Annotated in this window: 12 protein-coding genes and 1 pseudogene; 1 reads left to right on the forward strand and 12 read right to left on the reverse strand. The window is 63.5% G+C overall.

Annotated features, from left to right (window positions below):
- Positions 1-98: 98 nt before the first annotated feature.
- The 4 genes from scpB to N7E70_RS27530 all read right to left on the reverse strand — a co-directional run bounded on the left by scpB (position 99) and on the right by N7E70_RS27530 (position 4981).
- Positions 99-776 carry an SMC-Scp complex subunit ScpB gene (gene scpB / locus N7E70_RS27515; protein WP_263008188.1) on the reverse strand — a complete coding sequence of 226 codons (678 nt, stop codon included), beginning with the start codon at positions 774-776 and terminating at the stop codon, positions 99-101.
- Between the two features lie 2 nt (positions 777-778).
- Positions 779-1732 (reverse strand): DUF1403 family protein, encoded by a 954-nt coding sequence (locus N7E70_RS27520; RefSeq protein WP_442866534.1) that lies wholly within the window; start codon positions 1730-1732, stop codon positions 779-781.
- A gap of 182 nt (positions 1733-1914) precedes the next feature.
- Positions 1915-3747, reverse strand: coding sequence for an ABC transporter ATP-binding protein (locus tag N7E70_RS27525; RefSeq protein WP_263008189.1), 1833 nt, complete (start codon positions 3745-3747; stop codon positions 1915-1917).
- Between the two features lie 37 nt (positions 3748-3784).
- Complete coding sequence (locus tag N7E70_RS27530; protein ID WP_263008190.1) at positions 3785-4981, reverse strand: aminotransferase class V-fold PLP-dependent enzyme; 1197 nt, start codon at positions 4979-4981, stop codon at positions 3785-3787.
- Between the two features lie 95 nt (positions 4982-5076).
- Here N7E70_RS27530 and N7E70_RS27535 point away from each other — a divergent pair, with 95 nt between their 5' ends.
- A complete protein-coding gene (locus tag N7E70_RS27535; protein ID WP_154384458.1) occupies positions 5077-5895 on the forward strand; it encodes an IclR family transcriptional regulator in 819 nt (272 codons plus the stop codon).
- A 9-nt stretch (positions 5896-5904) separates the two neighbouring features.
- Here N7E70_RS27535 and N7E70_RS27540 read toward each other — a convergent pair whose 3' ends face one another.
- The 8 genes and pseudogenes from N7E70_RS27540 to N7E70_RS27575 all read right to left on the reverse strand — a co-directional run bounded on the left by N7E70_RS27540 (position 5905) and on the right by N7E70_RS27575 (position 13199).
- On the reverse strand, positions 5905-6342 hold the full coding sequence (locus N7E70_RS27540) for a RidA family protein (protein ID WP_067968411.1): 438 nt from the start codon (positions 6340-6342) through the stop codon (positions 5905-5907).
- Between the two features lie 87 nt (positions 6343-6429).
- Complete coding sequence (locus N7E70_RS27545) at positions 6430-7635, reverse strand: amidohydrolase/deacetylase family metallohydrolase (RefSeq protein ID WP_263008191.1); 1206 nt, start codon at positions 7633-7635, stop codon at positions 6430-6432.
- A 1-nt stretch (position 7636) separates the two neighbouring features.
- Positions 7637-8512 carry an ABC transporter permease gene (locus N7E70_RS27550; RefSeq protein ID WP_067967330.1) on the reverse strand — a complete coding sequence of 292 codons (876 nt, stop codon included), beginning with the start codon at positions 8510-8512 and terminating at the stop codon, positions 7637-7639.
- Positions 8512-9453: an ABC transporter permease gene (locus N7E70_RS27555; protein ID WP_263008192.1), complete on the reverse strand. Its 942-nt coding sequence runs from the start codon at positions 9451-9453 to the stop codon at positions 8512-8514. Before N7E70_RS27555 ends, N7E70_RS27550 begins: the two co-directional genes overlap by 1 nt.
- A gap of 77 nt (positions 9454-9530) precedes the next feature.
- Complete coding sequence (locus N7E70_RS27560; RefSeq protein WP_263008193.1) at positions 9531-11057, reverse strand: ABC transporter substrate-binding protein; 1527 nt, start codon at positions 11055-11057, stop codon at positions 9531-9533.
- A 543-nt stretch (positions 11058-11600) separates the two neighbouring features.
- Positions 11601-11858 (reverse strand): hypothetical protein, encoded by a 258-nt coding sequence (locus N7E70_RS27565; RefSeq protein ID WP_263008194.1) that lies wholly within the window; start codon positions 11856-11858, stop codon positions 11601-11603.
- Positions 11855-12364: pseudogene (locus N7E70_RS27570) on the reverse strand (molybdopterin dinucleotide binding domain-containing protein); the annotation flags it as partial. The gene N7E70_RS27565 and the pseudogene N7E70_RS27570, both read right to left, overlap by 4 nt.
- 40 nt (positions 12365-12404) lie before the next feature.
- Positions 12405-13199 (reverse strand): ABC transporter permease, encoded by a 795-nt coding sequence (locus N7E70_RS27575; protein WP_067967319.1) that lies wholly within the window; start codon positions 13197-13199, stop codon positions 12405-12407.
- Positions 13200-13203 lie beyond the last annotated feature (4 nt).

Consider the following 13203-nt stretch of genomic DNA (forward strand, 5'->3'; position numbering starts at 1 on the left):
TGCCAGCGTGCATGTTACTCTGCTCGACCCGCTCCCTCACGCATGTCGTGCAGGCGCCATCGCCTCCGCCACGAAGAGACGTCATGGCAGGCAAGCGGTCAATCCTCGGATTGGTCGACCTCGGCGGCTCCTCCAAGTCCCAGGGCAACATTTCCGGCAAGCAACTGCTCCTTGCTGAGCAGCCCGGCATCTTCGAGCGCTTCGAAGTCGGGCAAATCGCGCAACGTATCGAGTCCGAACTGCGACAGGAACGTCTTGGTGGTAACGTAGGTGTAGGGCGCGCCCGGCGTCGGACTGCGTGGTCCCGAGGCAATGAAGTCATGCGACCTCAGCACGCCGATCAGATCGCGGCTGACCTCCTTGCCGAAGAACGCCGTCAGTTCGCCGCGGGTGATCGGCTGGAAATAGGCAATGCACATCAGCACCAGCACTTCCGATTGCGACAGTGGGCGCGCCATATCGACCTGCCCCGTCGCCGCGCGAATGGCATCGGCAAACGCCTTCTTGGTGCGATGCTGCCAGCCGCCGGCAACCGAAACCAGCTCATAGGGCCGACCGGCAAGCTCTGCCCTGATGTCGTCGATGATCAGGTCGAGATTGCAATTCCTGCCTACGATCCGAACCAGCATCTCGCGCGGTACGGGTTCGCTGGCGGCAAAGATCACCGCCTCCACCCGGCCCATCCATTCGCGCCAGCGCAGCTCCGGCGGCAGGTGCTCGAGCTCGGTGTCGAGCAAGGCCGGCTGATCCTTGTCCTTTCGGCGCGCTTCCGTCATCGCTACAGGCCGTACAGCCGGAAGGAGGCGCGCCCGGAGAGTTCGCGCACCGCTTCGAATGTCTGCAGCCGTTCGAACAGACGCCGTGCCGCAAATCGCGACAGATTGCGGGTGCTCAGCGTGCCGGGGACGGCATCGTCGTCGAGCAATCGCCGGATCGCTTCGCCTGCTCCTTTCGCCCGCAGCTTCGGCGTTGCCGCCGCAAGCCGCTCGGCGCGCCGGGCGATGTCAAGCGCGAGCCTCAAGCCGTCACCGGCCCCGTTTGCCAGAGCTACACACACCGCCCGCTCGAATGCAGCGTCCCCAGGCCGGATGCGTTTGCCGCGGCCGTCGCCGGAACGGAAGGCCGGGGAATACAGCTGCGCGACCAGAAGCGGCACGGGTCGGGACCAGCCCAGCTTTCGCGCCAGAACCAGATCGGCCAGCCACCAGGCCAAGAGTTCGGCATCTCCCCGACCGGCAACGACGTGACCGGCGATCGCCGCCGCAGCCAGCGGAGCCGGCTTGTCCCCCGCGGCCAGTTCCTCGACGGTTTCGGCAAGTTTGTCGTACCTGTCGTCGATGCGCAGGCCGAGCCATTCGGTGATCTGCGCCAGCCCGCCGGCGTCGATCGTTGGCGGCCGCGAGGCCAGATGGCGCCATGCCCCGAGGATGCTGCCGGCAGGCCCGGGATCTCCGCTTGCCGGGCGCAGATACCAGGCGTCACGCAATGCGGCCTCTTCCTCCGTGCGTCCGGCCAGCCGAACGGCAGCGACGGCACATTTCAGTGCCAACCGTTGGCGCCAGCTGCCGGCCCAGGCCGGCTCGGAGCGCACCAGATTGTCGAGCGCACACAGCGCAGCACCTGCGTAGAACGCGGCATCGGCGTCACTGGCCACTGGCCCATCCGGCAGCGTCCACGCAGGCATGCGCGGCAGCGCAAGCGGAACGGCAAGTGGTTGGATCGCTCGAATCATCGCTGACGAGCGTATTCGAGCAGTGCGCTTACTGCCACGGCTGCCGGCCTAAAGCGCACAGCCATTTCACCGGGCAAATGGCTCACCTCGCCTTCCGCAATGAACGATCCGTCATTGCGACCGGCAGCGCGCCCCCTTTCCCAAGACATTGCGCGCAACACTGCACAGCCGACGCCGCCCGGCTATACCGCCACCAGATGGCCGCCTGATACTTCCCGGAACTGGCGCAGCGGGACCTGGTAGTCCGGCGCACGGATCGGGCTTTTCAGTTCGTCCGCGGCCGACATGCGCTTTTCGTGGCGACGATCGGGGTCCGGAACCGGCACAGCCGCCAGCAGACGCTTGGTGTAGTCGTGCTGCGGATTGCCGAAGACTGCCGCGCGCGGGCCGATCTCGACGATTTCGCCGAGATACATCACCGCCACGCGGTGGCTGACGCGCTCGACCACCGCCATGTCATGGCTGATGAACAGGAAGGCCAGGTTAAGGCTCTGCTGCAGGTCGAGCATCAGGTTGATCACCTGCGCCTTGACCGAGACGTCGAGCGCCGAGACGCTTTCGTCGGCGACGATGACTTTCGGCTCGAGCGCCAGCGCCCGTGCAATGCAGATGCGCTGCCGCTGGCCGCCGGAGAACTCGTGGGGATAGCGGCTCGCCATGTCGGGCGACAGGCCTACCTTGCTGAGCAGATCGGCGACCAGCTCGCGCCCCTGTTTTGCCGTGCCCATCCTGTGCTCGAGATAGGGCTCGGCAATCGCCTGGCCGACCGTCATGCGCGGATTGAGCGAGGCGAACGGGTCCTGGAAGATCATCTGCACCGATTTGCGCATCTGCCGCATCTCGTGCTTGTCCATGCCAATGACGTCCTTGCCGTCGATCTTGACCGCGCCCGAGGTCGGCTCGATCAGCCGCATGATGGCGCGGCCGGTGGTCGACTTGCCGCAGCCGGATTCGCCGACCAGGGACAGCGTTTCGCCGGCAAACAGGTCGAAGGAAACGTTCTCCACCGCATGCACACGCCCGCCGACCCGGCCGAACAGGCCAGTAGGGATGTCGAAGCGCTTGACCAGGTTTTTCACCTGCAGGACCGGTCTGTCGCGAACGACCGTATCGGGTTTTTCCACGGGCAGTGTGCACTCGCCCGTCGAGGTGTTGACGATGGGAAAGCGGAGCGGGCGGTCGTATTGCTCCATCGAACCGAGCACCGGCACGGCGGAGAGCAGCGCGCGGGTGTAATGGTGCTTGCCGCGATGGAAGATGTCGGCGGTGGCACCGGTTTCCACCTGATCGCCGCGGAACATCACAACCGTGCGGTCGGCCACCTCCGCCACCACGCCCATGTCGTGGGTAATGAACAGCACCGACGTTCCCTGTTCGTCCTGTAGCATCTTGATCAGGTCGAGGATCTGTCCCTGGATGGTGACGTCGAGCGCCGTCGTCGGCTCGTCGGCGATCAGCAGTTTTGGGCGCGAGGCCAGTGCCATGGCGATCATCACGCGCTGACGCATTCCGCCCGAAAACCGGTGCGGATACTCGTCGAAGCGCGAGGCGGCAGAGGGAATGCGCACCTTTTCCAGCAACCGGATGGTCTCGGCCCTGGCGTCGGCGAAGGACATGGCATTATGGCAAAGCAGCGCCTCGGAGATCTGGTCCCCAATGGTGAAGAGCGGATTGAGGCTCGTCATCGGCTCCTGGAAGATCATCGCGACGTCGTTGCCGCGCACCTGCCGCATCTTGTCTTCGGGGAGGTCGGTCAGGTTCCGGCCGTTGAGGACGATCCTGCCCTCGATGCGGCTTGTGTCGGGCGGCAGCAGGCGCATGATCGACAGCGACGTCACGCTCTTGCCCGACCCGGATTCACCGACGATGGCAACGGTTTCGCCGGGCGCGACTTCGAAGGAGATGTCGCGCACGACAGGCTTCCATTCGCCGTCGACCATGAACGAGGTCGTGAGTTTCTGCACCGACAGAACCGGATCGACGGTCTGGCCAAGGCTGTTTTCCTGAACGCTCATTATCTCTCCTCCCTGACCTGATCGACAGGCTGCGCGCTCAATCCGGCCAGCGCAGCAGGCCGTCAAAGCGGTGACGGCTGCGGTTCTCGAACGGCGTGGCGATGATCTCGTTGGAGGCGCGTGCCCTGTCGAGTTCCTCGGCCAGGCGCCGGGCGACGATCGTCTCCTGGCCCGGATGCAGGTTGCAGGGGTCGAGGTAGAAGTAATCATGCTCGACCTCGTGGTCACGCACGATGATGGGCTGGTCGCCGCCCGCCAGCGCAGATGCCAGATCCCAGGCCGTGATATGCGCCTCCTGCGCGCTGATGTTGACGCGCAGCCGGTCGAGCGGGTTCTTCGTCGGGTCCGGCTCGATCACGGCGTTGACGCCGGAGCGGCCGTCGAGCGTCTCCTTCCACAGCCTGAGATAGCCGGTCTCGCGTTCACGGATGCCGGCGTGGTCGCGCTTCTCCCAGGCTTCCAATGCGGCCATGGCGCCATAGACGCTTTCCTTGCCGACCTTCATGCCGCGGCCGATGCCGAGGTTCTGCAGGTAGCCGTGTCGGACCAATTCCTTCTTGCCGGCGACGATGCCGGACGTCGGCCCTCCCAGGAACTTGTGACCGGAGTAGAGAACCATATCGGCGCCCTGGGCGAGGAAGATGCGCAAATCATACTCGGACGCCGCGTCGACGATGACAGGCACGCCCCTGGCATGTGCGATCTCGACGAATTCGAGCAGGTTGAGCAGGCCGTAGTCGACGACATGGTGCGATACGACATAGACAGCCGCCGCCGTCTTGTCGGTGATCGCATTCTCCATGTGGAAACGGTGGGTGGATGTCGCCTGTCCGATGATGACCGGCTTCGCCCCGGCAAGGCGGACGGCCTGATCGACAGGCGCGCCATAGCTGACGATGTGCCCCATCTGGATGATTACTTCATTCCTGGCAGGCGTCTGATCCGGCAAACGTTCGATCGCCAGCAGGTTGTCACCGGTCATGGCGCCGGCGACGGCGAGCGAGATCCCGGCCGAGCACGACGCCGTTATGTAGCCGGCTTCGGCGCCCGTGAGACGGGCGATCACCGCACTTGCCTTGCGTTGGAGATCGTTGATCTCGACAAACTGCGGCAGGATCTCGGCCATCGCGGCGATCGCTTCCGGCACGACAATCGAGGCGCCGAGGCTCGTCATCGTTCCCGACACATTGATCACCGGTCGCAGGCCGAGCTTGCGGCGGACGTCTTCGGTCATTTTCCTCTCCCGTGCATCGGCAAGCGTCGGCTTTCGGCTCGACAAGATATGCCATAATAATGTAATAGATTACCCAGACTATCAGGAGCACGCCCTTGGACGCGATAACTCAATCCACTGATGCGACTGACGAACCGACGTCGGCAAACGGCGCCAGGCGTTCTCGGGTTTCGGGCATCGACCGCGCCCTGCAGGTGATCGACTATCTCTACGAAACCGGCGAGCCGGCGGGCGCCTATGCCATCGCCAAGGCGATCAAGGCGCCGCTGTCGACCGTCTACGTCATCATCGACGATCTCGTCGAGAAGAACATGCTGGCCCGCAGCCCCGATGGTTCCATCTGGCTTGGCGCGCGGCTCTACCACTATGGCCTCGCCTATGCGCGCTCGCTCGACTTCATGGGCGTCGCCAACCGCGAGATGCACGATCTCTGCCGCGACGTCGGCGAAACGGTCCAGCTGTGCGGCCGTGAAGGCGACCACATGCTGGTGCTCGCCATGGCCGACGGCCCGAGCCCGTTCCAGGTCGCCTCCCGTGTCGGCACGCGGGTGCCGCTGAACTGGACAGCATCCGGCCGGCTGCTCGTCGGCCATCTGCCCGAAGCCGAGCGCATCGACCTTTTCAAGCGTTGCGCCCGCATGTCGCCGACCGGTCGTGCAGAAGTGGATGCGACCGCCCTTTCGGCCGCCGCGGGCAAGGCGTTCCAGCAGCGGCTTTCGATGCAGATCGCGGAATCCGACTATGCGGTGGCCTGCATTGCTTCGCCGGTCTGCGACCGCGACGGGAAATGCGTCGCGACGATCTCCATCGTGCTGCCGGAGCAGAAGGTCCTGTCCGACGAGAGCCACTACACAGACCGCGTGCGCGCCTCCGCCGAGCGGATCGAGACCTCGATGGGTTGGCGCAACCGCTAGCGTCATCGCTCAACTCCGAAGTGCCACGATCGCTTCGATCTCCACCGTGATGTTGCCGGGCAGAGAACCGAAGCCGACGGCCGAGCGCGCGTGGTGACCGGCCTCTCCGAACACATCGATGAAGAGATCAGAACATCCGTTGATGACCTGTGGGTGGTCTTCAAAATCAGGCGACGCATTGACCATGCCGAGCAGCTTGACGACGCGCTTGACCCTCGAGAGATCGCCGAGCGCTTCCTGCATCACCGCCAGCAGGTTGATCCCGACAAGGCGGGCGTGCTGATAGGCCTGGCTGACGCTGACACCTTCGCCGACCTTGCCCGTCCACAACCTGCCATCCGCCTCGCGAGGCCCCTGCCCCGAGAGATAGAGCATGTCACCCTCGCGCACATGGGTGACGAAGTTGGCGACCGGCGGCGGTGCCGGCGGAAGCTGGACACCCAGCATGATCAGGCGGTCGGCAGGACTTGCGGTTGCGGAGGCGGCGATGGCTTGGGAGGCGGTCAATTCAGGTCCAGTCTCTGGGATCATGTTTCAGCGCCACGACAGGCCATGGCTGTGACGCACGAGCTTGCGGGCGCGTGGCACGTATCGACTGGCGGCAACGGCCTCCGATCCGATGATTGCGTAACGCGGTTCGAACAGGCGCTTGAGCCGTGAGGTGTCGCCGTTCGAATCGGTGGCTTCGAGGTCGCCGTCGACGAGATCGAAGATGGTGAAATCCGCACGCGCACCAACAGTGATCGATTTCGGCATTTCCACCTTGATCGCCGAGGCCGGCGCATGGGTGACGGCTTCGACGACCCTGCCGAACGGCATGCCGACCGACAGCAGCTTGGACATCGTCGTCGCGAGATCCCAGACCGGGAAATTCATCGAGTGGCCGTGCAGGTCGGTCGAGATCGAGAACGGCATCAATCCGCGCTGGATCGCGGCCTCGGCGACCTTGAACGAGAACGACGCGCCACCATGGCCGATGTCGAGCCGCACGCCTTCGGCAGCGCAACGCTCGGCGAGCGTGAACAGGTCCTCGTCTTCCATGATGCTCGACCCGGCCTTGCCGTTGAAGCAATGGGTGACGATGTCGCCGGGCCCAAGAATCTCCAGTACCTCGTCATAAAGGGCCGGCGGCTCACCGACATGGACCATCATCGGGATCTTCAGGATCTTGGCGATCTTCTTGCCGAGTTTGACCGGGGTCACGCCCCACGACCCCGTGATGACGTGGCTTGCACGCACCTTGATGCCGACGATGTGCTCACTGTTGTCGGCGTAGCACTGCAGGATGCGGTCGAGATCGATGTCCTTGATGTCGCGCAGCTCCGGAACACGATTGCAGGCGACGAGGCCGATGGACCCGAGATTGAGGAATGCCTTGATGCGTTCGCGCGCGGGTTCGATGATATATTCGCGAAAGCCGTGAAAATTGGACTCACCCGCTGAACCGGCATCGACCAGCGTCGTCACGCCGCGTTCGACCCCGCATTCGGACGGCCGGATCGAGATGTCGGTGCCGCCGTACCAGACATGGACGTGCAGATCGACCCAGCCCGGCGAAATCCAGGCTCCCCTGGCGTCTATGCGTTCCGCGCCTTCTGGCGCCTGAAGCGACGGTCCGACGGCTGCGATCATGCCATCCGCCCCCACCAGTATGTCGGTTGGCAGCGACGTGCTGTCGCCAAGGGCGACAGGCCTGACATTGGAAATGAGAAGGGGCTTGCCCGTTGCTGTGGCTGCCATCTTACATGTCCTTTCGCAGTCTCGGGTCGAGCATGTCCCTCAGGCCGTCGCCAACCAGCTGCAGCGACAGCACCGAGAGAATGATGGCGAAGCCGGGAAAGTAGGTCATCCAGTCGGCTTGGCCGATATACTGGCGTCCACCGGCGATCATGGTTCCCCAGGTCGGGATTTCCGGGCTGACGCCCAGCCCCAGGAACGACAAGCCAGCCTCGGCAAGCATGGCGCTGGCGAACAGGAAGGTGCCCTGCACCAGGATGGGCGACACCAGGTTGCGCAGCACGTGCCGTGTCATGATGTGGAAGGTCGAGATGCCCATCGACTTCGCCGCCTCGACATAAGGCAGCTCGCGAATGACGAGCGTCGAGGCGCGAACGATGCGCGCCAGCCGTGGCGCATAGACGATCGACAGCGCCACGATCACCGTGACCAGCGACGGGCCGAGTGCTGCAACAAGAGCAATCGCCAGCAGGATGTCGGGGAATGCCATCATGGCGTCGATGAGCCGCGCGATCGGCGTGTCGAGCGAACGGAAGAAGCCGGCAAGCAAGCCAAGCGTCACGCCGATGAGCGCTGACAGCGTGACCACCGCAGCACCGACCAAAAGCGACAGCCGTCCCGCATAGATGGTGCGCGAGAAGATATCGCGGCCGAATTCGTCTGTTCCGAACCAGAACATCTCGCTCGGCGGCTTCAGTCGGTTGACGATGGAAAGCTTGGACGGCGAGTAAGGCGCGATCCAAGGCGCAAGCAGGGCAAGCAGGACAAAGACCGCCAGCACGATGACGCCAAAGGCGACGGTCTTGCGCTTCAACAGTCGGCGCAGGAACAGGAACTTCGGCTCCGGGGCCGGCAAGGATGCGGAAGCGAGATCGGTCATCAGTAACGCACCCTTGGATCGACCAGCAGATAGAGCATGTCGATGGCGAAGTTGATGAGGACATAGAGGCCGGCAATGACCAGCAGTGCACCCTGGATGACGGGATAGTCGCGCCTCAGCACCGCCGAGACCACAAGGTTGCCGACACCAGGCAGGCCGAAGACCGTTTCGGTGACGACAGCACCTGAGATCAGCACGGCGGCGGTCAACCCGACCACCGTCAGGATCGGGATCAAGGCGTTCTTGAGTGCGTGTTTCAGCACAACGCGCCGCTCGACGACGCCCTTGGCACGCGCCGTGCGGATGTAATCGTCGCCCAGAACGTCCAGCATCGAGGCGCGGGTAAAGCGCAGGATCAGCGCCGACGACACCAGGCCGAGTGCCACGGCGGGCAAGGTGAGATGGTACATCCTGTCGAGAAACACCGCATCCGGCCCGCCGTAACCGGACACCGGAAACCATTGCTGCCGAACCGCGAACACCTGCATCAGGATCAGGCCCAGCCAGAAGCTCGGGATGCTGGCAGCCAGCATGGCAAGCAGCGTCGAGGCCTGGTCGATGAAGGACCCGCGCCGATAGGCGGCATAGATACCGATGGGCAGAGCGATGACGCAGGCGATGGACAGCGAAAAGACGGTGAGGAAGAAGGTTGGCTCAGCGCGTTCCATCAAGGCTGCCGACACTGGCATGTTGAGGAAAATCGAGTGGCCGAGATCGCCCTTCAACAGTTGGGCGACATAGAGAAAATACTGGACGAAAATCGACTTATCGAGGCCAAGGCGCGTCCTGAGCTCCGCTATGTCCTGGGGCGTGGCATCGGGCCCCAGCATGACGGCGGCCGGATCGCCTGGTGTGACGCGCACGATCACGAAAACGATCGTCACGACGATGAACATCACGACGATCATTCCGGCGATGCGCTGAAGGATATAGCGTATCATGGCAGGTCCCGTATCCGCGTTGGCTTCGCGGCAATGGGCGGGCGCCGGTCTGATCGGCGCCCGCTGTTGTCAGCGTCTTACTTCTTGATCGAAGCGTTCCAGAAATAAGGCCACGGAGCGGGATCCACGCCCTGGAGCTTGTTGGAAATCGAGCCCACGGCGTTGAAGTTGCCGATCTTGATGAAGGGCACGTCGCCGTAGATGACCTTCTGCACGTCGGCCCAGAGGGCCACACGCTTGGCCGGGTCGACTTCGGCGGTGAAGGCATCGACCGCTGCCTTGCGTTCCGGCGTGTCCCACCAGCCGGGCGCCGTCGTCGACAGCGAACCGATCAGTGCCGGCTCCGGCAGGAACGGGCTGTGGGTGATGTAGATGTCCCAAAGGCCCTTCTCGGCGCGGCGCTGGGTCAGCGTCGCCCAATCCACCACCTGCAGATCGACATTGAAGCCGGCGAGCTTGAGATACTCGGCGGCGACCTGCGCCATCTTGTAGTGGAACTCGTACTGGCGACTGGTCAGGATACGGACAGGCTCGCCCTTGTAGCCGGCAGCCGCCGCAGCAGCTTTGGCGCCTTCCGGATTGGCGACGTTGTAGTTGCCTTCAACGCCGGCATCGGTGCTCCAGGAGAAACTCGCCGGATAGATGTTGCCTTCGAGCCCGTAGAAATCGGTGCTGCCGAAAGCCGCAGCCAGCATGTCTTCCATACTGAGCGCTTGGCGGATCGCCTTGCGGACTTCGACGTTCTTCGCCGATCCCTCGGCCGTGTTGAAGACGAACACCGGATAACCGAACGGCTTCAGCACGATCGGCTGCGTCGCGGCAGCACCCTTCAGCTTGTCGAAGGATTCCACCGGCAAAGCGTCGACATAGTCGTACTGGCCCGAGACGGCGGACTCAACGCGGGTGTTGGCGTCGGGCACCGGCACGAAGCGGATTTCGTCGAGATAGGCATGGCGAGCGCCGCCATAACCGTCGCTCGCTTCCGATCGCGCCGTGTAGCCGTCGTAGCGCACGAGCTGGATGTACTGGTCGGCCTTGCGCTCCTTCAGCATGTAGGGGCCGGTGCCGACAAACTCGGCCATCGTGTCGGCGTGCTTCTCGGACGGAATGATGATCGCGGCCGAGTTGTTGAAGGCGAGCAGCGAGGCCAGCGGCGCATAGGGCTGCTTGAGCGCGATGGTGACGGTCGACGGATCGGTCGCAGTGATCGAGGCAATGAAGTTGCCGGCCTGCTTGCCACGCGAGGCGAGCTTGACCCAGCGGTTCAGCGAGGCGACGACGTCGGCCGAATCCATGTCGGTGCCGTCGTGGAACTTGATGCCCTGGCGCAGCTTGATGGTCATGGTCTTGCCGTCGGCGCCGATCTCCGGCAGCACCTCGGCGAGAAGCGGGGTCACGGTCCATTTCTTGTCGAAAGTATAGAGCGTCTCGAACATATGCTGCGTGACGATGCCGACCAGGTCGGCAGTCGACGTCATCGGATCGAGCGTCGGCGGCTCGCCAATGGTGGCGACGTTGATCACCCCTCCCTTTTCCTGCGCCGAGAGATAACCCGGCGAGGCGAACAAAAGTGCTGCAGCCAAGGATGCAAGTTTCAGCTTCATTGAACGTCCTCCCTAACGTATTCCATTTTTATGGAATATAAGCTGTTATTAGAGAGTACATGAGCGATTTCCGCTGTCAATGCCCGTGACGAAGAAGCTGGGAATCTGGGTACAATGCCAAGTATCTCTGGCATTTTTCACAACCCATCCATCCATCCAGTTTCTTTGAAAGAAATGCCTCGATGAAGGAAACCTTGAATTTTCTGGGCTACGACAAGGTCGACGACACACTTTACGAATTGTCGTCCAACGCCCGTTCATCTTGAAGCCATCAGGCCTTCCAACATCGATACCGACTGGGGCTTTCCAGCACACAGACATGGATCCACTCTTGTCTCCAGCCCCGCGTGAAGGGCGGCTGTTTGTGCTGGCATGACGGGCATGGAACCGGTGGCGGAACCAGGCACAGGCGACCTAGCCCGCCCCCGTCGAAGCCGGCATCGCTTCGCGAGGATCGCGGAATGCTCGCCTCCCCGGCGCCAGGCGCAGACATCCTGAGTGGTCACCCCCACCGCGCGATTGGAATGCTGCGTTTGGTCTCCGTCACAAGCTCACGACATAATGCGTGCGCATTGTCCTTGGCTCGCGCTTGGTGATCCTCAGCAAGGCCCCGGCCTCGTCCAACGCATTTGCCTGGCGCAACACCAGCGCGTGCGCGACGCCAAAGATGCGGGCGAAGATGCGGCCGTCATGGGCGATGTCCATCTCGTCTGCCGCGACAACGGCAGCCTGGAGTTTGCTAAGATCGGGATATACCTGCAGGACCTGCTCCACTGCCGCCATGAAGGCGCCATCACTCACGACACCTGGGCCTCGCGGAGCCGGAACGACACCATGATCGACTTGGATGTCGGCGTGGCGCTTTCGATGCCGGCGCTGGAGAGCGGCACGAGCACGTTGAGCTCGGGATAATAGCCGGCAAGGCTACCGCGCGGGACGTCGTAGGGCACGAAGCGGAAATTGCGGGCGACGCGCTCGATACCGTCATCATGCGCACCGACGACATCGACGCGGTCCCCTGCCCGGGCACCGATCGCCTCAAGGTCGTCCGGATGGATGAAGATCACCTCCCGCTCGCCATAGACGCCGCGGTAGCGGTCGTCGAGGCCGTAGACGGTGGTATTGTATTGCGAACGGAAGGTCTGCAGCGCGAAGCGTCCACCGCTCTTGCGGGCGCGCTGATGCACCGTCTCCTCCGGCAGCGGCCCGGCGGCGAAGGTCGCCTTGCCGGCCTGCGTGTTCCATTCCCGATGCGCCGCGGCATTGCGCAGATGGAAGCCGCGCGGCTTGCGCAGCCGCCTGTTGTAGCTGATCCGGTTGAACCCGGCGGTCGCGGCCGCCGGACACCTATTTCACGAAGGCCTTGCCCAGTCCCATGGCCCGTTCGACGACCATGATGACGCCAAGCGTCAGCAGGATCAGCAGCGCCGAGGCTGCGGCCACCAGCGGGTCGGCCTGGTTGTAGACATAGTTGTAGAGTTCGACCGGGAGCGTGCTGATGCGCGGGCCGGTCAGGAACAGCGTGATCACCACCTCGTCGAAGGAGACGAGAAAGCAGAGCGCTGCAGCCGCGACGATGCCGGGAGTGAGCATCGGCACCGTGACGCGGAAGAACACTGTCAGCGGCTTGGCGCCGAGCGTGCGTGCCGCCTCCTCGCAGGCCCTGTCCTGGGTGCTGAGCGACACCGCCAGCACGCGCAGCGCATAGGGCAGTGTCACCACCAGATGGGCGAACACCAGTCCCTGCATCGTCGCCAGCAATCCGAAGGAGGCAAAGACGATCAGGATGGCGAGGCCGAGCACGATGGTGGGCAGAAGCAGCGGCGCGGTGAACAGGTTGAACAGAAGATCCCGCCCAAGAAACTTCAGCCGCGTCATCACATAAGCCGCCGGCACGGCAATCACGATCGACAGCGCCGTGACGATCGCCGCCAGCGACAGGCTCGTCCAGAACGCCTTCAGCATCTGGCTGTTGGCAAACAGCGCCTCGTACCAGCGCGTCGACCAGAAGGTCGGCGGGAAGCGCAGCACCTGGTCACCCGAAAAAGACAGCGGGAAGACGAGCAGGACGGGCGCAAGCAGATAGGCAAACAGCACGAAGACGAGGATGCGCATCGGCCAGGTTGTCTTGTGGATTTCCATGATG

The sequence above is a fragment of the Aminobacter sp. NyZ550 genome (assembly GCF_025628925.2).
Classification (GTDB): Bacteria; Pseudomonadota; Alphaproteobacteria; order Rhizobiales; family Rhizobiaceae; genus Aminobacter; species Aminobacter ciceronei.